Annotated in this window: 19 protein-coding genes; 9 read left to right on the forward strand and 10 right to left on the reverse strand. The window is 72.1% G+C overall.

From position 1 onward, the window contains the following. Positions 1 to 36: 36 nt before the first annotated feature. The 3 genes from KBX63_RS00990 to KBX63_RS01000 are packed head-to-tail and all read left to right on the forward strand — an operon-like array spanning position 37 to position 2,599. Positions 37 to 375 carry a helix-turn-helix transcriptional regulator gene (locus tag KBX63_RS00990; RefSeq protein ID WP_210906851.1) on the forward strand — a complete coding sequence of 113 codons (339 nt, stop codon included), beginning with the start codon at positions 37 to 39 and terminating at the stop codon, positions 373 to 375. Continuing rightward, positions 372 to 2,066 carry a SulP family inorganic anion transporter gene (locus KBX63_RS00995; RefSeq protein WP_210906853.1) on the forward strand — a complete coding sequence of 565 codons (1,695 nt, stop codon included), beginning with the start codon at positions 372 to 374 and terminating at the stop codon, positions 2,064 to 2,066. The genes KBX63_RS00990 and KBX63_RS00995 overlap by 4 nt, the downstream gene beginning before the upstream one ends. Next, positions 2,063 to 2,599, forward strand: coding sequence for a hypothetical protein (locus KBX63_RS01000; protein ID WP_210906855.1), 537 nt, complete (start codon positions 2,063 to 2,065; stop codon positions 2,597 to 2,599). The genes KBX63_RS00995 and KBX63_RS01000 overlap by 4 nt, the downstream gene beginning before the upstream one ends. 108 nt (positions 2,600 to 2,707) lie before the next feature. Here the strand turns inward: KBX63_RS01000 and KBX63_RS01005 are convergent, their stop codons facing one another. From KBX63_RS01005 to KBX63_RS01030, 6 genes are read right to left on the reverse strand one after another with little or no spacing between them, the layout of a single operon-like run. After that, positions 2,708 to 3,451 (reverse strand): copper homeostasis protein CutC, encoded by a 744-nt coding sequence (locus KBX63_RS01005; protein WP_210906857.1) that lies wholly within the window; start codon positions 3,449 to 3,451, stop codon positions 2,708 to 2,710. After that, entirely contained in the window at positions 3,448 to 4,464 is a 1,017-nt protein-coding gene (locus KBX63_RS01010) for an asparaginase (RefSeq protein WP_307871573.1), read from the reverse strand. Before KBX63_RS01010 ends, KBX63_RS01005 begins: the two co-directional genes overlap by 4 nt. Beyond that, positions 4,461 to 5,330, reverse strand: a complete 870-nt coding sequence (locus KBX63_RS01015; protein ID WP_210906859.1) for an amino acid ABC transporter permease — start codon at positions 5,328 to 5,330, stop codon at positions 4,461 to 4,463. Before KBX63_RS01015 ends, KBX63_RS01010 begins: the two co-directional genes overlap by 4 nt. Continuing rightward, entirely contained in the window at positions 5,327 to 5,971 is a 645-nt protein-coding gene (locus tag KBX63_RS01020) for an amino acid ABC transporter permease (RefSeq protein WP_210906861.1), read from the reverse strand. The genes KBX63_RS01015 and KBX63_RS01020 overlap by 4 nt, the downstream gene beginning before the upstream one ends. A gap of 16 nt (positions 5,972 to 5,987) precedes the next feature. After that, positions 5,988 to 6,956, reverse strand: a complete 969-nt coding sequence (locus tag KBX63_RS01025) for a glutamate ABC transporter substrate-binding protein (RefSeq protein WP_210906863.1) — start codon at positions 6,954 to 6,956, stop codon at positions 5,988 to 5,990. A gap of 19 nt (positions 6,957 to 6,975) precedes the next feature. Further along, entirely contained in the window at positions 6,976 to 7,704 is a 729-nt protein-coding gene (locus KBX63_RS01030) for an amino acid ABC transporter ATP-binding protein (protein WP_210907600.1), read from the reverse strand. Between the two features lie 191 nt (positions 7,705 to 7,895). On the opposite strand from KBX63_RS01030, the gene KBX63_RS01035 reads away from it, so the two are divergent. Further along, positions 7,896 to 9,071: an ROK family transcriptional regulator gene (locus tag KBX63_RS01035; RefSeq protein WP_210906864.1), complete on the forward strand. Its 1,176-nt coding sequence runs from the start codon at positions 7,896 to 7,898 to the stop codon at positions 9,069 to 9,071. A gap of 77 nt (positions 9,072 to 9,148) precedes the next feature. Here the strand turns inward: KBX63_RS01035 and KBX63_RS01040 are convergent, their stop codons facing one another. Together KBX63_RS01040 and ilvD are read right to left on the reverse strand one after the other, a co-directional pair. Further along, positions 9,149 to 9,976: a hypothetical protein gene (locus tag KBX63_RS01040; protein ID WP_210906866.1), complete on the reverse strand. Its 828-nt coding sequence runs from the start codon at positions 9,974 to 9,976 to the stop codon at positions 9,149 to 9,151. Between the two features lie 229 nt (positions 9,977 to 10,205). Next, positions 10,206 to 12,053, reverse strand: coding sequence for a dihydroxy-acid dehydratase (gene ilvD, locus KBX63_RS01045; protein ID WP_210906868.1), 1,848 nt, complete (start codon positions 12,051 to 12,053; stop codon positions 10,206 to 10,208). Positions 12,054 to 12,181: 128 nt separating this feature from the next. Between ilvD and KBX63_RS01050 the strand changes: the two genes are divergently transcribed. The 5 genes from KBX63_RS01050 (at position 12,182) to serA (ending at position 20,403) form a co-directional block, all read left to right on the forward strand. Next, complete coding sequence (locus KBX63_RS01050; protein ID WP_247661508.1) at positions 12,182 to 14,536, forward strand: EAL domain-containing protein; 2,355 nt, start codon at positions 12,182 to 12,184, stop codon at positions 14,534 to 14,536. 187 nt (positions 14,537 to 14,723) lie between these two features. Beyond that, positions 14,724 to 16,610, forward strand: a complete 1,887-nt coding sequence (locus tag KBX63_RS01055; protein WP_210906872.1) for an acetolactate synthase large subunit — start codon at positions 14,724 to 14,726, stop codon at positions 16,608 to 16,610. Further along, complete coding sequence (ilvN, locus tag KBX63_RS01060) at positions 16,610 to 17,125, forward strand: acetolactate synthase small subunit (protein WP_089017348.1); 516 nt, start codon at positions 16,610 to 16,612, stop codon at positions 17,123 to 17,125. The genes KBX63_RS01055 and ilvN overlap by 1 nt, the downstream gene beginning before the upstream one ends. A 56-nt stretch (positions 17,126 to 17,181) precedes the next feature. Next, the gene (ilvC, locus tag KBX63_RS01065; RefSeq protein WP_210906874.1) at positions 17,182 to 18,195 is read left to right on the forward strand and encodes a ketol-acid reductoisomerase; all 1,014 of its coding nucleotides are present in this window, start codon (positions 17,182 to 17,184) and stop codon (positions 18,193 to 18,195) included. A gap of 609 nt (positions 18,196 to 18,804) precedes the next feature. Next, a complete protein-coding gene (serA, locus tag KBX63_RS01070; RefSeq protein ID WP_210906876.1) occupies positions 18,805 to 20,403 on the forward strand; it encodes a phosphoglycerate dehydrogenase in 1,599 nt (532 codons plus the stop codon). 82 nt (positions 20,404 to 20,485) lie between these two features. Here serA and KBX63_RS01075 read toward each other — a convergent pair whose 3' ends face one another. Beyond that, positions 20,486 to 20,842 (reverse strand): hypothetical protein, encoded by a 357-nt coding sequence (locus tag KBX63_RS01075; RefSeq protein ID WP_210906878.1) that lies wholly within the window; start codon positions 20,840 to 20,842, stop codon positions 20,486 to 20,488. A gap of 310 nt (positions 20,843 to 21,152) precedes the next feature. Next, positions 21,153 to 21,995, reverse strand: coding sequence for an FAD:protein FMN transferase (locus tag KBX63_RS01080; protein ID WP_210906880.1), 843 nt, complete (start codon positions 21,993 to 21,995; stop codon positions 21,153 to 21,155). Positions 21,996 to 22,039 lie beyond the last annotated feature (44 nt).

Raw genomic sequence — 22,039 nt, forward strand, 5'->3', positions numbered from 1 at the left:
GTGCTAAAGTCTTCGTATCAATCGGGGAGGGTGTTCATGTCGGTCCCGCTGTACCAGGCGAAGGCGGAACTCTTCCGCACCCTCGGGCACCCGGTGCGCATCCGGGTCCTCGAACTGCTCCAGGACGGCCCGAAGCCGGTCCGCGACCTGCTCGCCGTGATCGAGGTCGAGGCGTCCAACCTCTCCCAGCAGCTCGCCGTGCTGCGCCGCGCCGGGATGGTCACCTCACACCGGGACGGTCCCCTCGTCATGTACGCGCTCAGCACCCCGGACGTCGCCGACCTGCTGGCCGCCGGGCGGCGGATCCTCGGCGCGGTCCTCACCGACCGGGACGGCCTCCTCGACGAACTGCGCGCCACCGGCGAGCACGGGTGAGCGGCGTCATTCCAATCGCCCGCGAGCGGCTCCTCGGGCTGCTGCCGGGCCGAGCCGACTGGGCGGCCGTCCACCGTTCACCGCGCCGGGACCTGCTGGCCGGGCTCACCGTTGCGGTGGTGGCGCTGCCGCTGGCGCTGGCGTTCGGGGTCACCTCCGGGCTGGGCGCCCAGGCCGGGCTGATCACCGCCGTGATCGCCGGCGCGGTGGCCGCCGTCTTCGGCGGCTCCAACCTCCAGGTCTCCGGGCCGACCGGGGCGATGACCGTGGTGCTGGTGCCGGTGGTGCAGCAGTTCGGCGCCACCGGGGTGCTCATGGTCGGGGCGATGGCCGGCCTGGTGCTGATCGCGCTCGCCGTGGCCCGCCTGGGCCGGTACGTCCGCTACCTGCCCACCCCCGTGCTGGAGGGTTTCACCGCCGGCATCGCCGTGGTCATCGCCCTGCAACAGGTGCCAGCAGCGCTCGGCGTCACCGACGCGCACGGCGAGAAGGTCTGGGCCGTCGCCGCCGACGCGGTCGCCCGTTTCGTCGTACACCCACGGCCGGCCGCGCTCGCGGTGGCCCTCGCCGTCGCGGCGCTGATGCTGCTGGGCGCCCGGTGGCGGCCCGGCCTGCCGTTCTCGTTGCTCGGCGTGGGGGCCGCCACCGTCCTCGTCGAGGTCCTCCCGGTCGACCTGGTCCGGATCGGCGCGCTGCCCCAAGGCCTGCCCGCGCCCTCGCTCGGCTTCCTCGACCTCGACGCGTTCGGCGTGCTGCTGCCCAGCGCGCTCGCGGTCGCCGCGCTCGCCGCGCTGGAGAGCCTGCTCTCCGCCACCGTCGCCGACGGCATGACCGTCGGTGAACGGCACGACCCGGACCGGGAACTGTTCGGTCAGGGGCTGGCCAACCTCGCCGCCCCGCTCTTCGGCGGCATCCCGGCGACCGCCGCCATCGCCCGTACGGCGGTCAACGTCCGCGCCGGTGCGGCCTCGAAGCTGGCGGCCCTCACCCATGCCGTCGCCCTCGCGGCGATCGTGCTGGCCGCCGCGCCGCTGGTCGGCCGGATCCCGCTCGCCGCCCTGGCCGGGGTGCTGCTGGCCACCACGGTCCGCATGGTGGAGGCTGGCTCGCTGTGGGCGTTGGCCCGGGCCACCCGGGGCGATGCGGTCGTGCTGGTGCTCACCTTCGCCGTCACCGTGATCTGGGACCTGGTCACCGCCGTCGCGGTCGGCGTCGGCGTCGCCGTGGTGCTCGCCCTGCGCGCGGTGGCCCGCAGCGCCCGGCTGGAACAGGTGCCCCTCGACCACGGGGAACACAGCGCCGAGGAGTACGCGCTGCTCACCGAGCACATCGTCGCGTACCGGCTGGACGGGCCGCTCTTCTTCGCTGCGGCCCACACCTTCCTGCTCGAACTCTCCGAGGTCGCCGACGTCCGCGTCGTCATCCTGCGGATGTCCCGGGTGACCACCATGGACGCCACCGGCGCGCAGGTCCTCGGCGACGCGATCCGACGACTACGCGGACGCGGGATCACCGTGCTGCTCTCCGGCATCACCCCCGCCCACGACCAGGTCCTCGCCACCCTCGGAGTGGCCGACGACCTACGCCGCGAGGGGCTGGTCTTCCCGGACACCCCGGCCGCGATCCGGCACGCCCGCGCGGCTGCGCTCTCCGCGGCGGACGACCCGCGCATCCCGGGGAGCAGGAAATGATCACCGAACATGTCCGAGACGCGGCGGCGACGGCGTTCGTCTTCGGCTTCTTCGCCTCCAGCTGGTTCGGCTGGGCGCAGGAGGCGCCCCTGAAGCCGTGGCGGCCGGTGCTCATCGTCGGTTCGGTTCTCTCGCTGCTCACGGCCGCCGCCGGGGCCCTGCTCGCCTGGAGTCACTGGTCGGACGGTACGGCGTTCGACGCCGACACCAGCCCCACCTTCGGCCTCGTCGTCGGCGTCGAGTTCGGCGTCGCCGCGGTCGGCGCCGGGCTGCTCGCCCTGCTGGGGCGCCGGAAGCTGATCGCCGCCTGGGTCGCCCTCGTCGTGGGCGTGCACCTTTTCCCGGTGGCGGCGCTGATCGAGTACCCGTTGATCCATCTGGTCGCAGCCCTGGTCACCGTGACGGCGGTCGCGGCGGTCCCGGTCGCCCGCGCCCGCGCCGTGGCGGTGAGTGCGATGGTCGGGCTCGGCACCGGCGGCGTGCTCCTGGTCGCCGCGGTGTCCTCCCTGCTCATCGCCCTGGTGGGCTACTGACGCCGGCTGTCGTCGGGCCGGGTCACGGCACGGCGTGGCCCATCCGCTGACGGGGGGCGAGCGGTGGGTCCGAAGGAGTCTCCTCCAGACCCGCCGCTCAACAGAGGGTCAGGCCCGCGCGGCGGCGAGCACCTGGCCGACCAGGGCCCCCGACGTGCCCGACCGCTCGTACTCGGGCCGGTTGAGGGTGCCACCCATCAGTGGCGCCGGGTTGCGGTGCACCGCCGGGCTGTCCGAGCTGACCAGGGCCGCGAAGTGGTACTCGTCGGCGCCGGTCGCCTCGACGATCCGGGCGATGTTGCGCGGGGTGATCCCGCCGCCCGGCATGATGACGATCCGCCCGGCGGCCCGGCGCACCAGGTCGGCGATGAGCGGAGCACCCTCCAGCACGCTGACCTCCTGACCCGAGGTGAGCACCCGGTGCACTCCCAGCTCGACCAGCTGCTCCAGGGCCGCGTACGGGTTGCGGGTCATGTCGAACGCGCGGTGGAAGGTGATGCTGGCGCCACCGGCGGCGGCGATCAGCCGACGGGTCGTCGGCACGTCGACGTCACCCTCGGCGGTCAGCGCACCGATCACGATGCCGTGCGCGCCGGCCGCCACCGCGGCCCGCACGTCCCGCTCCATCGCCTCGATTTCCAGCGGCGAGTAGATGAAGTCGCCCGCCCGCGGCCGGACGATCACGTGCACCCGGATTCGGGTGACGCTGCGCAGGGTCGTCTCGATCGTGCCCAGGCTGGGCGTCAACCCGCCGTCGAAGAGCGCGGAGCACAGCTCCACCCGGTCGGCGCCGGCCTCCTCGGCGGCGACCGCCCCCTCGACGCTGTCGATGCAGATCTCGAATGTGCTCATGACTCTTCCTTTTCGGTGCGAGAGGGTGCCCGGGTCCAATCGATGACGGCGGTGACGGCGCCGACCGGTTCGCCGCCGCCGAGCACCGGCACCCGGCGCAGCGCGTCGGCCCCGCCGACCGGTACACCCACGGCGTCCAGGGCGGCGAGGACGATGGCGGTGGTGGCTCGGGGTGAGCCGTCGACCACCTTCACCGCCACCGCGTGGCCATCCGGAGCGGCCACCGCGAGCACGCCCTCGGCCCCACCCTTGGCGAGAACGCCGGGCAGCGCCCGCATCAGGTCGGTGTTGGGGTGCCCGTGCCAGCCGCCCACATACTCCGGGTGCTGGCGCATGGCCTGGGCGACCCGCGCCTCGTGACTGCCGGCGGGCGCGGTGACCAGCGCCTGGAACGTGCGGGCCAGGCCGGTCAGCGGCAGGCCGAACAGCGGAGCGCCGCAGCCGTCGACGGCGCGGTGCGCGATCGGAGTGTGGGCGAGCCGGGCGATGGTGGCTGCCGTCTCCCGCTGGAGCGGGTGGTCGGGATCGAGGTAGTCGTGCGTGCTCCAGGACCGGGCGACGCAGGCGACGAGCATCGCGGCGTGCTTGCCCGAACAGTTCATCCGGATCCGCTCACGCTGTCCGCCGGCACGGATCAGCCGCTCCCGGGTTGGCTCGTCCTCCGGCCAGTCCACCGGGCAGCCGAGCGCGTCCTCGTTCAGGCCCGCGTCGGCGAGCATCGTCCGGACCACCTCGACGTGCCGGTCGTCGCCGGTGTGGCTGCCGGCGGCGAGGGCCAGTGCCGGACCGGTCAGCGGGTCGGCATCGCCCGTCCCGGCGGTCGCCGCGACGCGGCACGCCAGCGCCTGCACCGGCTTGAGGGTGGAGCGGGGGAGCACCGGTTCGTCGGGCACGCCGGCTTCGAGGGCGACCGCCCCGTCCGGGTCGAGCACCACGACGCTGCCGTGGTGCCGGCTCTCGACGAAGCCGTTGCGGACGACCCGGGCCAGTTCGGCGTAGCGGGGAATGGTCACCGGGGCGTGTTCCCTTCGATGAGCGGTGGCGGCAGGTCCGCGGTACGTCGTCCGCGCCGGCCGCTGAGGCGGCCGTTGCGGGCCTGGAGCACGCGGGCGAACTTCGACAGCGAGGCGTTGACCACCAGGTAGATCAGCGCCACCACCAGGAACGTCTGGATCAGCAGGTGGGTGTACGACGAGAGCACCTGCCCGCTGTAGAGCAGCTCGGTGTAGCTGACCACGAAGCCGAGCGAGGTGTCCTTGAGCAGCCCGACCAGTTGGCTGACCAGGGAAGGGGCGAGCTGGACCAGCGCCTGTGGCAGCACCACCAGCGCCATGACCTGCCCCCGGCGCAGCCCGACCGCGAGGCCGGCCTCGGTCTGCCCCCGGTCCAGGGCCAGGATGCCGGCCCGGAAGATCTCCGCGAACGCCGCCGAGTTGGAGACCACCAGCGGCACCACGAGCTTCCAGAACAGCGGGAAGTTCAGCCCGTACTGCGGCAGGGCGAACAGCGTCACGTAGATCAGCAGCAGCGCGGGCACGGTCCGGAAGATCTCCACGTACGCGCCGGCCGCCCAGCGGAGCGGCCGACGCGTCGACAGCCGACCGAGCGCCAGCAGCAGCCCGAGCGCGGCGCTGAGCACGGCGGTCGCGGCGGCGGCGCGCAGGGTGGCCCAGAGGCCGGTGAGCAGGTACCGCCAGATCGGCCAGGTGGTGAACGGCTGCCAACGCTCAGCGGCGAGTTCGCCGTGGCTGGCGAACTGGTGCACCGCGGCGACGACGGCGCCGGCCAGGACGACCGCGCCGAGCACGGTGGCGATCCTGATCCGCCTTCGGGCGCGGGGGCCGGGCTCGTCGAAGAGGATCTGTCTGGTCTGGTTCATCGGACGATCGCCAGCCTTCGCTCGAGCAGGCCGGTGACCTGACCGATGATCAGCGCCAGCAGCATGTAGGCGAGGCCCGCGCCGGTGAACACGGCGATCGGCTGGGCCTCGACGAGGTTCACGTTGTTGGCCGCCTGGGTCAGCTCGACCACCCCGACGGCTGCGGCCAGCGAGGTGTTCATCAGCAGCGCGATGCAGATGTTGCCGATCGGCTGGATCACCGCCCTCAGTCCCTGCGGCAGGATCACGTGCCGCAGGGACTGGCCGAAGGTGAGCCCGATCGCGCGGGCGGCCTCGGCCTGACCGACGCCGACCGTGTTGATCCCGGCCCGGATCGCCTCGGCCAGGTACGCCCCCTCGTAGGCGGCGATGACGATGGCGGCGGACGTGAACAGCGGGAACGAGATGCCGATGGTCGGCAGCGCGAAGACGAAGAGCACCAGCAGCGCCAGCAGCGGCAGGTTCTGGAGCACCTCGACGTACGCCGTGCCGATGGCGCGTAGCAGCGCGACGGGTGCGATTCGCAGGGTGGCCACGACGATGCCCAGCAGCATCGCCCCGACGGTGGTCACGACGGTCAGTTCGACCGTCGTGACCAGGCCGTGGCCGAGTTGGCTCAGGTGGGCGGTGAGGGCGTCCATCGGCGCGGGAGGCTGCTCAGGAACCGTCGGCGGAACCGATGACCGGCGGGGTGGGCGCCCCGCCCTCGACCACCGAGCCGAGCGTGCCCTCCCAGACCTTCGCCCAGGTGCCGTCGGCCTGGATCTTCTTCAGCCAGTTGTTGACGAACTCCTTGAACTGCGCGTCTTCCCGGTTCAGTCCGATGCCGTACGCCTCGGTGGTGAACGGCTCGCCGACCACCTTCATGCCGGGGTTTGCCTTGGCGTTCGAGGCGAGCAGGGTGAAGTCCTGCACGTACGCCTCGCCGCGGTTCTGCAGCAGCGCCTGCACCGCCTGCGGGTCGGTGCCGAACGCGACCTGCTTGGAACCGGGGGCGGCGCTGGGCAGCGCGGTGACCGCGGGGGTGTTCGCCCCGACGATGACGGTCTTTCCGGCGAGGTCCTTGACGCTCTTGATCGAGGTGTCGTCCTTGCGGACCCCGACCGCCAGGCCGGAGGTGAGGTACGGCCCGGCGAAGGCGACCTGGGTGGCCCGCTGCGGGGTGATGGTGTACGTCTGGAAGACCGCGTCCACCGACTTGGCCTGGAGCATCGCCTCCCGGGTCTGGGTGCCGATGGTCGTGGTCTTCACCTCGGGCTTGCCGATGATGTACTTCGCCAGCAGCTTGGCCATGTCTGCGTCGAAGCCTTCGATGGTGCCGCTGACCGGGTTCTGCTGGGAGAGCAGCGGGGCGTCCAGGGAGCCGCCGACGATCAGGTGGCCGCGCTTGCGGATCGCGTCCATGGTGGAGCCCGCCGGGATGTCCGCGTCGGTGGCCACCGGGGCGGCGTCGTACACCGACTGGGCGACCACGCCATCGCCGCCCAGGCCGGGGTTGCCGGGCAGGGCCGGTGGCGTGTTGCCACCGTCGCCGCCGCAGCCCGCGGCGGCGAGGGCCACCGCCACCGCCGTGGCGGTGAGGCCGAGCGAGCGCCGCCTGGTGTGGCTCATCTTGAGAATTGACATGACACCCTCCCGTTGGGGGCTAGTGCTGGAGGATCTTGGACAGGAAGTCGCGGGCCCGCTCGGTGCGCGGGGCTGCGAAGAAGTCGTCGGGGGCGCCGGACTCGACGATCCGGCCGTCGTCCATGAAGACGACGCGGTCGGCGGCACGGCGGGCGAAACCCATCTCGTGGGTCACCACGATCATGGTCATGCCCTCGGCGGCGAGGGAGACCATCACGTCGAGCACCTCGTTGACCATCTCCGGGTCGAGGGCCGAGGTCGGTTCGTCGAAGAGCAGCACCTTCGGCCGCATGGCCAGTGCCCGGGCGATGGCGGCGCGCTGCTGCTGCCCGCCGGAGAGCTGGGCCGGGAAGTGGTCCGCCTTGTCGGCGATGCCCACCCGCTCCAGCAGCGCCATCGCCTGCTGGCGCGCCTCGGGCCGGGGGACGCGGCGCACCCGGGTCGGGCCGAGGGTGACGTTGTCCAGCACCGTCCTGTGCCCGAAGAGGTTGAAGGACTGAAAGACCATGCCGACGTCGGCGCGCAGCCGGGCGAGCGCGCGGCCCTCGGCGGGCAGCGGCTCTCCGTCGACCTCGATGCTGCCCTGCCCGGCCGTCTCCAGCCGGTTGAGGCAGCGGCACAGGGTCGACTTGCCGGAGCCGGACGGCCCCACCACGACGACCACCTCGCCGGCGGCCACCGTGAGGTCGATGTCCTTGAGCACGTGCAGCGGACCGAACCACTTGTGCAGGCCACGGACCGACACCATCGGCCGGTCCGGCCCTGTCGTCCCGGGCCGGCCGGCGAGGTCGGACGCCGTCGTCGGTGCCACCACACGCCTACTTTCTTCGAGAGCAAAACCAAGTTTGCTTCAGATCGAAGCAACAGCGTCATCTAAAGGTAGACAGCAAACGAAGTCAACAGGTTGCCGGAACAAACTTCGGGTGCTATGAACCTGACGTGACGATTGACGACGCGCCGCGCGACGCTCTCCGGAGCGGCCCCCGGGAGCTGCTGCGGTGGGTGGCCAGTGGTGCGGCCGTCAGTCGGGCCGACCTGGCCCGGCTCTCCGGGCTGTCTCCGTCGACGGTCTCCCAGCGGGTGGAGGCGCTGATCAACCAGGGGCTGCTGGAGGAGACCGGCGCCGGCCGGTCCCGGGGTGGCCGACGGCCGCGCCAGCTCGCCGTGCCCACCGGCGGCGCCGTGGTCGGCGCCATCGACCTGGGCGCACACCACGCGCGCCTCGGCACGCTGGATCTCTCCGGCCGGGTCGTCCAGGCGCGCACCCGATCGGTGTCCATCGAGGACGGTCCGGAGGCCGTGCTCGGCGGGTTGCTGGCCGAGGTCTCCGCGCTGGCGGCCGCGCCGGAAAAGACCGGCGGCGCGTCGGCGGCGAGTGTGCTGCGAGGCATCGGCATCGGCATCCCCGGCCCGGTGCAGCACGCCACCGGGCGGATCGTCAGCCCGTCGCGGATGCCGGGCTGGAACGGCTTCGACGTCGCCGCCTTCTGCGCCGACCGGGTCGAGGTGCCGGTCATCGTCGACAATGACGCCAACCTGATGGCGCTCGGTGCGCACCGCACGGCCCACCCCGAGCTGGACCACGCCGTCTACATCAAGGCCGGCACCGGGATCGGCTCCGGAGTGATCTCCAGTGGACGGCTGCACCGGGGCGCGCAGGGATCGGCCGGGGACATCAGCCACTGCCGGGTGGTCGCCGATCCCGCACCGCCGTGCACCTGCGGCAACGCCGGTTGCCTGGAGGCGGTGGCCAGCGGCGCCGCCCTGGTCACCGCGCTACGCGACCAGGGCGTGCCCGTCTCGGACCTGACCGGCGTGATCCGCCTGATCGACGACGGCGACCGGCATGCCACCGCCCTGGCCCGGCAGGCCGGCCGGGCCATCGGCGAGATCCTGGCCGTGGTGGTCAACTTCTTCAACCCGCAGGTGGTGGCCATCGGCGGCCGGCTCGCCGACTGCGAACCACTGCTGGCCAGCGTGCGGGCCACCCTCTACGAGCGGTGCCTGCCGCTGGCCACCCAGACCCTGCTCATCGAGCGGGTCACCACCGGCCAGGACGTCGGCATCACGGGCGCCGCCCACCTGGTGATCGACCACGTCGTGGCGACCAGCTGACCCACCTGTCCGGCTCCTGGAACGGCACTGCCCGGCCGGTGAGTCTCCTCGCCGGCCGGGCAGCAACCTGGCTCTGGTCAGCTACCGGCGGTCAGGCCCTTCAGCATCTCGGCGAAGTCGGCGGTCTCCGCCGGCGGCGGCGTCTCGATGGTCACCGCCTTGCCGTAGTCGGTGTAGTCGACCGTCATGTCGCCCATCGTGCCCATGAGCATGCCCACGCGGCGCGGCCGGTACTGCTCGTCGACCCAGAGGTCGACCTTGATCTCCTTGACGCCCAGCTTGGCGTACTGCTTCTCGACACCCGCCCGCAGCTCGGCGTCGACCTGCCCCAGGTAGGTGGCGACAGGGGCGGTGACGGTGTAGTGGACGGTAGCCGCCCCGTTCACCGTCTCCTGGCCGACGACCGTCGCACCCTCCGTGGCGAGCAGGGTCTTGACCTGCTTGGTCGGGTCAACGTCCTCGAACTGCTTGGAGAGGTCCATCCCCGCCTGCTCGCCCACGGCGGCCAGGTCCATCTTCATCCAGCGCTTCCCGCCCGTGTTCTCGCGGTCTTTCGCCGGAATCTCGACGTACATCACGGCACCGATCATCCGGACGGTGGTCGGAGTGCCGTCCGGGCCCGCCGTCGTCATCTCGGCCTTGAGCGGGTCACCCAGGTCCAGGACACCCTGCATCGAGATCTTCTGGCCGCCCGCCGTGCCCTTCATCGTCACGGTCATCGACTCGGTCTTGTCCGTGGCGTCGATCGTCTTCTGCAACGACCCCTTGAGATCGCTGGCGAGCAGCTCCAGGACGCTGGGCTGCTTCGGCGCCTCGGACGAGCCGGACGTAGCGCCGCAGGCGGAGACAGCGAGCGCGGTGACCGCCGAGACCGCCACAACCGCGGTCTTCTTCCAAAGTGACACGTGAAGGCTTCTTTCCCCCGAAGGATTTTGGGGATCTCCCCAATAGACCGACGACACGCTAGCCCACGCGGTCAGCCTCGGGGTAACACCTTTCCGCCGTTGGCGCGGTGATCGACACGGGATCGCTGATATCGCGGTGTCCAGGCAGGCGGGACGCCCCGATATCGCTGATCTCGTGTTGATCACGCGGGCGAGCTGCGTGGCAGCTCAGTCACCGGCAGGCTGCGACTCACTCCGGGACGCGGCGGTAGGCGCCGTCGCTGGCCGAGGTGGCCATCGAGGCGTACGCGCGCAGCGCCGCCGACACCGGCCGCTGCCGGTCGGTCGGGGTGTACGGCTTGTCGCGCTTCTCCTCGGCCACCCGTCGCGCCTGCAGCTCCTCGGCGGGCACGTTCAGCTCGATCGACCGACTGGGGATGTCGATGACGACCTCGTCGCCGTCGCGGACCAGGGCGATCAGCCCGCCGGAGGCCGCCTCGGGGGAGACGTGCCCGATGGAGAGGCCGGAGGTGCCACCGGAGAAACGGCCGTCGGTGAGCAGCGCACAGGAGCGGCCCAGCCCGCGGCCCTTGAGGAACGAGGTGGGGTAGAGCATCTCCTGCATGCCGGGGCCGCCCTTGGGCCCCTCGTACCGGATCACCACGACGTCCCCGGCGACCACCTGCTTGGCGAGGATCGCGGTCACCGCGTCGTCCTGCGACTCGTAGACCTTCGCCGGGCCACGGAAGGTCAGGCAGTCGTCCGGCACTCCGGCGGTCTTCACCACGCTGCCCTCGGGCGCCAGGTTGCCGTGCAGGATGGCCAGCCCGCCGTCGGCGGAGTACGCGTGCCCGCGGTCCCGGATGCAGCCGCCAGCCGCGTCGGTGTCCAGCGACGACCACCGGTTGGTGGTGGAGAACGGCTCGGTGGTGCGCACCCCGCCCGGCGCGGCGTGGAACAACTCGACCGCCGTCGGCGTCGGCGAGCCGCCGCGCACGTCCCAGTCGGTGAGCCACTGCGCCAGCGAGGGGGAGTGCACGGCGTGCACGTCCCGGTTGAGCTGCCCGGCACGATCCAGTTCGCCGAGGATCGCCGGGATTCCGCCGGCCCGGTGCACGTCCTCCATGTGGTACATCGGCGAGTTCGGTGCGACCTTGGCCAGGCAGGGCACCCGCCGGGAGATCGCGTCGATGTCGGCGACGCCGAAGTCCATCTCGGCCTCGCGCGCGGCGGCGAGCAGGTGCAGCACCGTGTTGGTGGAGCCACCCATCGCCACGTCCAGGGCGACCGCGTTCTCGAACGCGGCCTTGGAGGCGACCGTGCGGGGCAGCACCGAGTCGTCGTCGCCGTCGTACCAGCGCTTGGCGATCCCCACGACGGTGCGGCCGGCCTCGACGAAGAGCGACCGGCGCGCGGCGTGGGTGGCCAGCGTCGAGCCGTTGCCGGGCAGCGCCAGCCCGATCGCCTCGGTGAGGCAGTTCATCGAGTTGGCGGTGAACATCCCGGAGCACGAGCCGCAGGTGGGGCAGGCGGAGCGCTCGATCTCGCCGAGCTGCTCGTCGGTCACCGCCTCGTTCGAGGAGGCGATCATCGCGTCGATCAGGTCGATCTTGCTGTGCACGACGCCTTCGATCGCCATCGTCTTGCCGGCCTCCATCGGGCCACCGGAGACGAAGACGGTCGGGATGTTGAGCCGCAGCGCGGCCAGCAGCATGCCGGGAGTGATCTTGTCGCAGTTCGAGATGCAGACCAGGGCGTCCGCGCAGTGCGCGTTGACCATGTACTCCACCGCGTCGGCGATCAGCTCTCGGCTGGGCAGCGAGTAGAGCATCCCGCCGTGGCCCATCGCGATGCCGTCGTCGACCGCGATGGTGTTGAACTCCCGCCCCACCCCGCCGGCCTCGGCCACCGCGTCGGCGACGAGGCCGCCCATGTCCTTGAGGTGCACGTGACCCGGCACGAACTGGGTGAAACTGTTGGCGATGGCGACGATCGGCTTGCCGAAATCGTCGTCGGTCATCCCGGTGGCCCGCCACAGGGCCCGGGCGCCGGCCATCGTCCGACCGTGTGTGGAGGTCCTCGACCGCAGCTCAGGCATGCGTACCAGCATGACACCGCCAGCGCGCCGGCTGTCCCGAGCGGGCGCCGTGTCCCAACAGATGCACACCCGGTCCCCACGACGAGCGCTCATCCGGCACTCTTGAGTGCGTGCACTTCCCCCCGGGCATGGTCGCTGTGGCGGCGCTGAGCGGGCTCGTCGCCGCTGCCGCCGCCGCACTGCTGACCGTGGTCGCCCGGCGGCGCACCGGGCCCCGCCGCCCGGCGCACGTACTGCTCGCGGTTGCCGCCGGCGCCGCCCTGTTCAGCCTCCTGGTCGGGGTGGCGACCGTGCTCGCCACCGGCGAGCACTGGGCGTACGAGCAGGGGCAGCGCACCGGGTGGGCCACGGCGGTGGCGATCGGCACGGCGGTGAGTGGGCTTGCCTTCGCCGCCGGCCTGCTCCGGCTGCCCGGTGTGGCCGCCACCGCGGCGGGAACCGCCCGGCTCGCCCTGGACGGGTTGATCATGGCCGCCGCGCTCTGGTTCGTCGGTTGGGTGCTCTTCTCCGAGCCCACCCGGCTGCTCGGCGCCGCCACCCCGATGGCGTGCCCGGCGATCCTGCTGGCCACGGTGAGCGCCGCGCTCGGCGCCGGGCTCTGCGTGATCGTCGTCTTCCGCGCCGCCGCCCCGCGTCGGCGGCTGGCCGCACTCGGCGCGGGCATCAGCGCCGTGACATGCGGCGGGTTGGGTCTCGCCGCCGGGCTCTGTCAGGCCGGGCCGAGCATGGCGCTGACCGGCGCGGCGGTGCTCGCCGCCGGTCTGCTGACCGTCGCGCTCGCGGTGCACCGCGCCGACCGGCCGGGTCAGGTCGACCTGGACCTGATCGGTCGCGACGGCGAGTACGCGATCGCCCCGATGCTGGCGATGGCCGCCTCGGCGATGTACCACCTCCTTCAGGACGGCCGGTTCACCGCGGCGGGCATCGTCGCCGGCAGCGTGGAGGGCTTCGCCCTGGTGGCCCGGCAGTACCTCACCCTCAATGACGTCCGGAACTACGCCGGCCGGCTGGCCGAGCGGGAGGCCCACTTCCGCGAGCTGGCGCACACCGATCCGCTGACCGCGCTGGCCAACCGGCGCGGGTTGCTGCGCGCGCTGCACGACAGCGCCGCGGCGGGCACCCCGTGCGTGCTGCTCGGTCTGGACCTGGACGGCTTCAAGAACGTCAACGACATGCGCGGCCACGACGTGGGCGACGCCGTGCTGGCCGAGGTGGGCCGGCGGCTGCGCGGCAACCTGCGCCCCGGCGACGTGGCGGCCCGGCTCGGCGGCGACGAGTTCGCCGTGCTCATGGCGGGTCGGCCCGCCGACGCGGATCGGGTCGCCGAGCGGCTGCTCGGGGTGCTCAACCGGCCGTACGACCAGCCGGAAGGGCCCGTCTTCCTGTCGGTGAGCATCGGGGTGGCCGGGTGGGCCGGCGAGCCGGACGTGGAGTTGCTGCTGCGCCATGCCGACCTGGCGCTGCGCTACGCCAAGCAGCGCGGCAAGAACCGGATCGAGCGCTACGACGCCACGTACGACCAGTTGCTGCGCCGGCGTACGACACTGGAGCACGAGCTGCGCGGCGCGATCGACCGCGACGAGCTGCGGCTGGCCTTCCAGCCGGTGGCCTCGCTGCCGTCGGTGCGGCCGGTCGGCGCCGAGGCGCTGCTCCGCTGGCACCACCCCGAGCTGGGCAACGTCCGCCCGGACGAGTTCATCCCGCTGGCCGAGGAGTGCGGCATGATCGCCACCCTCGGCGCCTGGGTGCTGCACCAGGCCTGCTATCAGCTCTCCCGCTGGCTGGCCGACGGGCACGACGTCTGGGTCTCGGTGAACGTCTCCCCGCGCGAGCTGCACGCCCCGGAGTACGTGGTACAGGTCGCCGAGGCGCTGCGCGCCCACCACGTGCCGCCGCAGCGGCTGGTGCTGGAGGTCACCGAGCACGCGGTCGCCACCGACCTCGACGAGCTGATCCGGCGGCTGACCGCGCTGCGGCTGACCGGTGTCCGGATCGCGTTGGACGACTTCGGCGCCGGCTACTCCTCGCTGGGGCAGCTGCGCCGGCTGCCGATCGACATCCTGAAGATCGACCACAGCCTGGTCGCCGAGCACGAGCCGGTCCGCCCGGTCGGCGCGGACGGTCCGGCGTTCGCGCCGATGGTCGACATCGTCATGCGACTGGGCCACCAGCTGGGGCTGGAGGTGATCGCCGAGGGGGTGACCACCCCCACCGAGCTGGCCGCGGTGGTGGCCGCCGGCTGCCGGTTCGGCCAGGGCGCGCTCTTCGGCTGGGGCGTGCCGGCCGAGCACCTGGAGGCGATGTTGGAGGCGGCCACCTCGCCGGGTGCGCGGCCCGCCCCGCTGCCCGCGCCACGCCGGGTTCCGCGCGGGTCCGGGCAGGTCATCCCGGTCGCCGAGGGCGCGTCGCCGCCCAACGCGCCGCGCTCCGTTAACCAACATGTGGGATCAGTTGACTCATCGCGTGAGATGCGTCAGGCTTAGCCACATGTCGTCGTACCGGTCGCTGCGAGTACTTACCTGAGCGCACTCTCCCTCATCGAGAGTGCGCTGGCCCCGTGCATCTGCACGAGGGCCGTTTTTATTGCCATCGGAACCTGTCGGGGCGGGCCCCGCCCGCGTCGCATCGCTTGACAAGCCCCAGCCATTCCAGCCGAAGGCCAGAACCGCCATGACGAGACCCACGCCCGAGACCCTCGCCCACACCGCCCGGCGCTCCCGTGCGGCCGCCGAGCCGGCCGGCGACGTCGACCCCGCCGCCGCCGCGCGCGCCGCGGCCACCCCGGCCGTCCCGGCGGTACGGACACCCGCTCCGGCGCAGGTCTCCGGTGCCGGCTCGCTCGTGCGGTCCCTTGAGGCGCTCGACGTCGACGTCGTCTTCGGCATTCCGGGCGGCGCGATCCTGCCGGCGTACGACCCGCTCTACGACTCCACCGTCCGGCACATCCTGGTCCGCCACGAGCAGGGCGCCGGTCACGCGGCGACCGGGTACGCGCAGGCCACCGGCAAGGTGGGCGTCTGTATCGCCACCTCCGGCCCGGGCGCGACCAACCTGGTCACCCCGATCGCCGACGCGTACATGGACTCCGTGGCGATGGTGGCGATCACCGGCCAGGTGGCCCGCCCGTCGATCGGCACCGACGCCTTCCAGGAGGCGGACATCCAGGGCATCACCCTGCCGATCACCAAGCACAACTTCCTCGTGCAGACCCCCGAGGAGATCCCGCAGGTGCTGGCCGAGGCGTTCCACCTGGCCAGCACCGGCCGGCCCGGCCCGGTGCTGGTCGACATCCCCAAGGACGTGCTCCAGGCGTCGACCACCTTCGCCTGGCCGCCCACCCTGGACCTGCCCGGCTACCGGCCCACCCTGCACCCGCACGGCAAGCAGATCCGGGAGGCGGCCCGGCTGATGGCCGGCGCCCGCCGGCCGGTGCTCTACGTGGGTGGCGGCGTGCTCAAGGCCGGTGCCACGGACGGGCTGCGCCGGCTGGCCGAGCTGACCGGCATCCCGGTGGTCACCACGCTGATGGCGCTCGGCGCGTTCCCCGACTCGCATCCGCAGCACCTGGGGATGCCCGGCATGCACGGCACCGTGGCCGCGGTCTACGGCCTGCAGAAGGCGGATCTGATCGTCGCGCTGGGTGCGCGGTTCGACGACCGGGTCACCGGCAAGCTCGACTCGTTCGCCCCGGACGCGATGGTGGTGCACGCCGACATCGACCCCGCGGAAATCGGCAAGAACCGGCACGCGGACGTGCCGATCGTCGGCGACGCCCGGCACGTCATCGACGAGCTGATCGCGGCGGTGACCGTCGAGCGGTCGGCCGGGCACGGCAGTGACCTGGGCGACTGGTGGACCCAGCTCGACGACCTGCGCAACCGCTACCCGCTGGGCTACGACGAGCCGGCCGACGGCACGCTGTCCCCGCAGTACGTGATCAAGCGGCTGGGCGAGATCGTCGGGCCGGACGCGATCTACGTGGCCGGGGTGGGCCAGCACCAGATGTGGGCCTCGCAGTTCATCTCCTACGAGAAGCCGCACACGTGGTTGAACTCCGGTGGCCTCGGCACGATGGGCTACGCGGTGCCGGCGGCGATGGGCGCCAAGGTCGGCAAGCCGGACACGGTGGTCTGGGCGGTGGATGGTGACGGCTGCTTCCAGATGACCAACCAGGAGCTGGCCACCTGCGCGCTGGAGGGCATCCCGGTCAAGATCGCCGTGATCAACAACGGCAACCTCGGCATGGTCCGGCAGTGGCAGACGCTGTTCTACAACGAGCGTTACTCCAACACCGACCTCGGCACCCACAAGCACCGCATCCCCGACTTCGTGAAGCTCGCCGAGGCGCTGGGCTGCATCGGGCTGCGCTGCGAGAACGCCGACGACGTGGACAAGACCATCGCCGCCGCCATGGAGATCAACGACGCCCCGGTGGTGATCGACTTCGTGGTCGGCAAGGACGCCATGGTCTGGCCGATGGTCGCCGCCGGCACCAGCAACGACGAGATCATGTTCGCCCGCGGCGTCCGCCCGGTCTTCGACGAGGATGACATCTGATGACCATGCACACCCTGTCCGTCCTCGTGGAGAACAAGCCCGGCGTGCTCGCCCGGGTCTCCGGCCTGTTCTCCCGGCGCGGATTCAACATCGACAGCCTCGCCGTCGGTGAGACCGAGAACCCGGACGTCTCCCGGATCACCATCGTGGTCAACGCGGAGTCGTCCCCGCTGGAACAGGTCACCAAGCAGCTCAACAAGCTGGTGAACGTGCTCAAGATCGTCGAGCTGGACCCGCAGGTCTCGGTCGCCCGGGAGCTGCTGCTGGTGAAGGTTCGGGCCGACCGGTCCGCGCGTACCCAGGTGCTGGAGACGGTCAACCTGTTCCGTGCCCGGGTGGTCGACGTGGCACCGGACACGCTGACGATCGAGGCCACCGGCACCCCGGACAAGCTCGACGCGCTGCTGCGCGACCTCGAGCCCTTCGGCATCAAGGAAATGGTCCAGTCCGGGCTCGTGGCGATCGGTCGCGGCTCGCGTTCGATCACCGCCGGTCCCGCGCTGCGGGCCGCCTGACCCATCCGCACAGACCACGACGGGCCGCCCCGGCCGTCGTACGAAAGGGAAGTCTCATGAGCGTTGAGGTGTACTACGACGACGATGCCGACCTCGGCCTGATCCAGGCCAAGAAGGTCGCGGTGATCGGCTACGGCAGCCAGGGCCACGCCCACGCGCTGTCGCTGCGCGACTCCGGCGTCGACGTGGTGATCGGTCTGCCGGAAGGCTCGAAGAGTCGCCCCAAGGCCGAGGAGCAGGGCCTGCGGGTCGTCACGCCGGCGCAGGCCGCCGCCGAGGCTGATGTGATCATGGTGCTCGCGCCGGACACTGCCCAGCGTGCCCTGTACACCGAGTCGATCGCCCCGAACCTCGTCCCGGGCAAGGCGATCTTGTTCGGCCACGGCTTCAACATCCGGTACGGGCTGATCAAGCCGCCGGCCGAGGTGGACGTGGCGATGGTCGCCCCGAAGGGCCCCGGCCACCTGGTCCGTCGCCAGTACGCCGACGGCAAGGGCGTGCCCTGTCTGGTCGCCGTCGAGCAGGACGCCAGCGGTAACGCGCTCGCGCTCGCCCTCGCGTACGCCAAGGGGATCGGCGGCACCCGCGCCGGCGCGATCCGGACCACCTTCACCGAGGAGACCGAGACCGACCTCTTCGGTGAGCAGGCGGTGCTGTGCGGCGGCGCGGCGGCGCTGGTGCAGACCGGTTTCGAGGTGCTCACCGAGGCGGGCTACGCCCCCGAGGTGGCCTACTTCGAGTGCCTGCACGAGCTGAAGCTGATCGTCGACCTGATGTACGAGGGCGGCATCGCGAAGATGCGGTACAGCATCTCCGACACCGCCGAGTACGGCGACCTCTCCCGCGGCCCGCGGGTCATCGACTCCCGGGTCAAGGACGAGATGCGCAAGATCCTCGGGGAGATCCAGTCCGGCGAGTTCGCCCGCGAGTGGGTTGCCGAGGACGAGGCGGGCCGGCCCAACTTCACCAAGTGGCAGGCCGAGGGGGCGGCGCACCCGATCGAGGAGACCGGCCGGAAGCTGCGCGGGATGATGAGCTGGGTCGACCGCCCGATCACCGAGACCGCCTGACGTCGCCGCGGGGGACCGTCCGGCCGTCCAGAAACGGCCGGACGGTCCCCCGCGTGTCCATATCGTCGGTGCTCACTTGCTGGGACCGGGTGACCAACGCCTCGGCCAGCTTCCGCCGATCCCGCAGAGATCGACTTGCGTCAGCCGCGCCAGGGTGTCCTCGCCAACCTGCGCTGAGCACCGAGCCGGTGTCGTCGGCCGCCGTGACATGTCTGTTGAGGCGATATACCTGTGGGTCATATCTATGACTCACAGGTATATCGGTCAAGAGTGTGCGACCCGCCCGGCCCGCCCGGCCCGGCGGATGGGCGGCCGGCGGCGCGACGCCGCGAGACCAGCGGCCCGGAGCGGCACCTCCCGGAGGGCCGCTGCCCTCGTTCGTCGTCGGCCGCGCAACCGTGACGACCGGGCGAACGGACGATGTCCGGCGTCCGACCCGGCGTGTGAGGGCCCTCACCCCAGAGACCGGAACATGCCGACCAGCGGGGCCCCTACGATCGCGGGTAGGTGCGCAGCAGGCACCTGACGGCCACGGCACGGATCAGCGCAGGGCGCAGTGCGGCGCCTTGCCGCCCCGGCCGATCGTAAACACGACCTCTACGAGGACCGATGAATCCTGTCGTACTGATCGCCGAAGAACTCGCCCCCGCCGCCATCGAGGTGCTCGCCCACGACTTCGACGTCCGTCACGTCGACGGCACCGACCGTCCGGCCCTGCTCTCGGCGCTCTCCGAGGCCGACGCCGTCATCGTGCGCAGCGCGACCCAGATCGACGCCGAGGCGATCGCCGCCGCGCCGCGCCTCAAGGTGGTCGCCCGGGCGGGCGTCGGGCTGGACAACGTCGAGGTGCCGGCCGCCACCGCGCGGGGCGTCATGGTCGTCAACGCGCCCACCTCGAACATCGTCTCCGCCGCGGAGCAGGCTGTCGCGCTGCTCCTCGCCGTGGCCCGCAACACCGCGAGCGCCAGCGCCGCGCTCAAGGTGGGGGAGTGGAAGCGGTCGAAGTACACCGGCGTCGAGGTGCAGGGCAAGACGGTCGGCGTGGTCGGGCTGGGCCGCATCGGGGTGCTCTTCGCGCAGCGTATCGCCGCGTTCGGCACCCGGCTGATCGCGTACGACCCGTACATCCAGCCGGCCCGGGCGGCGCAGCTCGGCGTGCGCCTGGTCGGGCTGGAGGAGCTGCTGCGGGAGAGCGACTTCATCTCCATCCACCTGCCGAAGACCCCCGAGACGGTGGGCCTGATCGGTGAGAAGGAGCTGGCGATCGTCAAGCCGGGCGTGCGCATCGTCAACGCCGCCCGCGGTGGTCTGGTCGACGAGCAGGCGCTCGCGGACGCCATCGCCGAGGGCCGCGTCGCCGGCGCCGGCGTTGACGTGTACTCCAAGGAGCCCTGCACCTCCTCGCCGCTGTTCGCCTTCGACAACGTGGTGGCCACCCCGCACCTGGGTGCCTCCACGCACGAGGCGCAGGACAAGGCCGGCCTGGCGGTGGCCAGGAGCGTGAAGCTGGCGTTGCAGGGCGAGTTCGTCCCGGACGCGGTCAACGTGCAGGCCGGTGGCGTGGTCGCCGAGGACGTGCGGCCGCTGCTCCCGCTGGCCGAGAAGCTCGGCCGCGCGTTCACCGCAGTCGCCGGCGGGGTCGCCGCCAACGTCACGGTCGAGGTCCGCGGCGAGATCGTCAGTCACGACGTGTCGGTGCTCAAGCTCGCCGCCACCAAGGGCCTGTTCAGCTCGGTCGTTGAGGAGCAGGTCACCTACGTCAACGCCCCGCACCTGGCCGCCGAGCGCGGTGTCGAGGTCACCCTGGCCAGCCTGGCCGAGACGGCGGAGCAGCCCACCCTGGTCACGGTGCGTGGCGCGCTGCCGGACGGCCGGACGGTCAGCGTCTCCGGCACGGTCACCCATTCGGGAGTTCGCGACGTCCTGAAGCTGACCGAGGTGGACGGCTTCGACGTGGAGATCGGCGCGGAGGGCATCCTGCTCTTCCTGCGCTACGCCGACCGGCCCGGCGTCGTCGGCACCGTCGGCACCCTGCTCGGCGAGTCGGGCATCAACATCGCCGCGATGCAGGTGGCCCGGCGCGAGGCGGGTGGCGAGACGCTGATGACGCTCACCGTCGACCAGGCGCTCGGCGCGGACCTGCTCACCTCGGCGGCCGACTCGATCGGCGCGACGGCGGCCAGCGCCGCGGACCTGCGCGACGAGTAGTCACGGCAGCACCACGGGGGGCCCGGCGATCCGCTGGGCCCCTTGTCGTACCCCGGGTGGGGTGTCCTGCCGCCCGGCCGGATCAGCCGGGCAGCCGGGCCGGGGGCGGGTAGACCGAGCCGTCCTGCGGGTCGAAGAGCATCAGCCCGTGCTCGCCGGCCAGCCGCTCGATGTCCAGCAGCACCTGGTCCGCGCAGGTCGGATGCAGGTTCAGCTCGACATGGTCGTGGGCGGCATGCAGTGGCGCCACCGCCCACGGGCTGTCCGGGCCGGGGTGCCGGTCCGGGTAGGAGGCGATGACCGCCCGGTAGAAGGCCACCACTCGAGGGTCCGGGTAACGGTCCACGTGCCGCCCCTGCCGGCAACCCTCGACCGCGGCCCGCACGTCCTCGGGCGTCGCCCCGTCCTCCAGGGCCCACACGCTCAGATCGAAACTCACGGCGGACAGCGTGCCATCCGTTGTTCACCATGTCGAAACTGCCTCGCCGCAGGCCAATCGCTGATCTGCCACGCTCCGCCCGCGACGGTCCGCTGTGGAGACTCTTGCGTCGAGTTGCGTCGATTCGCTAGCGTACCGACTGCGGTCACTGGCCGAGTTCGCGGCGTCGGCCCGTCTTCGGGTGGCGCGGTCGACGTCCGGCCCCGACCGGTCCGCACCCCTCGATTGTGCGAGCCACGCGCACTCGTCGCTGACCGGCCCCCACGGCCGTTGCCGAGACCGTGGGGGCCGATCGCAGGCGATGTCCCGTTCAGCGCCGGTGGGCGAAGAGCGCGCGATAGTCGGAGCCGCCGCGGAACCAGGCCAGGCCGGTGGGTCCAGCGGCGTAGAGCGCCGTGGCGTAGGCGTCGGCGATCGTCAGGTCGGGGCCGACGACCGTGGCGGCGACGAGCTGGTTTGCCGGCTCGCCGGTGTGCGGGTCCACCACGTGCCCCTTTCGTCCGGTCACCCCCGAGGTGCCGACCGCGCCGGCGGTCATCTCCAGCACCAGCGGCGCGCGTTCGGGTGCGGTCGGGTGGTGCACCGCCACCCGCCACGGCCCACCGTGCGGCGCGCGGCCGCGGACCACCAGGTCGGCGCCGGTGAGCACGGCGTAGTCGTCGACGCCCGCGGCGCGCAGGCGGGCTGCCGCGCGCTCCACCGCCCAGCCGCCGAGCAGGCCGCCCGGGTCGAAGCCGCCGGGCACCGCCCAGGCGTCGAACCACCCGTCGGTGGCGGCGCGCATCGCCGTGCAGCGGTCCACCAGGTCGGCCAGCGGAGGATACGAGTCGGGACTGATCTCTCCCCGGCGCAGCCTGGAGACCAGGCTCTCCGGTCGGTTCGGGCCGTAGGTGAGGTCGATGGCGCGTAGCTCCGCGATGCTGTCCCGCAGCGCCTCGCCGACGCCCCGGCGGCCGAGCCACTCGGGAGCGTTGAGCAGCAGGGTGTACTCGGCGGTCGGGGTGCGTACGGTGTGCCGCACCGCGATCCGGCCCTGACTGGCGGCCGCCGGGTCGACCCGCTGCCGCCGGCTGCCGAGCCGGAGATCCGGCCGGCGGTTCCGGAACGTCGACGGCTCCGGCCAGCGGGTCCGCGGCTGCTCGTCGATGCGCATCTCACTGCCCCCTCGCAGTTGGGCTCGCGTCGTCGGCGACCCCC

This window comes from Micromonospora sp. U21 (genome assembly GCF_018070045.1).
Classification (GTDB): domain Bacteria; phylum Actinomycetota; class Actinomycetes; order Mycobacteriales; family Micromonosporaceae; genus Micromonospora.

Coding starts and splice junctions, on each gene's coding strand:
- ilvC (WP_210906874.1), top strand. CDS start 17,182: ATGAGCGTTGAGGTGTACTACGACGACGATGCCGACCTCGGCCTGATC.
- serA (WP_210906876.1), top strand. CDS start 18,805: ATGAATCCTGTCGTACTGATCGCCGAAGAACTCGCCCCCGCCGCCATC.
- KBX63_RS00990 (WP_210906851.1), top strand. CDS start 37: ATGTCGGTCCCGCTGTACCAGGCGAAGGCGGAACTCTTCCGCACCCTC.
- KBX63_RS01025 (WP_210906863.1), bottom strand. CDS start 6,956: ATGTCAATTCTCAAGATGAGCCACACCAGGCGGCGCTCGCTCGGCCTC.
- KBX63_RS01055 (WP_210906872.1), top strand. CDS start 14,724: ATGACGAGACCCACGCCCGAGACCCTCGCCCACACCGCCCGGCGCTCC.
- ilvD (WP_210906868.1), bottom strand. CDS start 12,053: ATGCCTGAGCTGCGGTCGAGGACCTCCACACACGGTCGGACGATGGCC.
- ilvN (WP_089017348.1), top strand. CDS start 16,610: ATGACCATGCACACCCTGTCCGTCCTCGTGGAGAACAAGCCCGGCGTG.
- KBX63_RS01080 (WP_210906880.1), bottom strand. CDS start 21,995: ATGCGCATCGACGAGCAGCCGCGGACCCGCTGGCCGGAGCCGTCGACG.
- KBX63_RS01030 (WP_210907600.1), bottom strand. CDS start 7,704: ATGGTGTCGGTCCGTGGCCTGCACAAGTGGTTCGGTCCGCTGCACGTG.
- KBX63_RS01015 (WP_210906859.1), bottom strand. CDS start 5,330: ATGAACCAGACCAGACAGATCCTCTTCGACGAGCCCGGCCCCCGCGCC.
- KBX63_RS01020 (WP_210906861.1), bottom strand. CDS start 5,971: ATGGACGCCCTCACCGCCCACCTGAGCCAACTCGGCCACGGCCTGGTC.
- KBX63_RS01000 (WP_210906855.1), top strand. CDS start 2,063: ATGATCACCGAACATGTCCGAGACGCGGCGGCGACGGCGTTCGTCTTC.
- KBX63_RS01005 (WP_210906857.1), bottom strand. CDS start 3,451: ATGAGCACATTCGAGATCTGCATCGACAGCGTCGAGGGGGCGGTCGCC.
- KBX63_RS01050 (WP_247661508.1), top strand. CDS start 12,182: ATGGTCGCTGTGGCGGCGCTGAGCGGGCTCGTCGCCGCTGCCGCCGCC.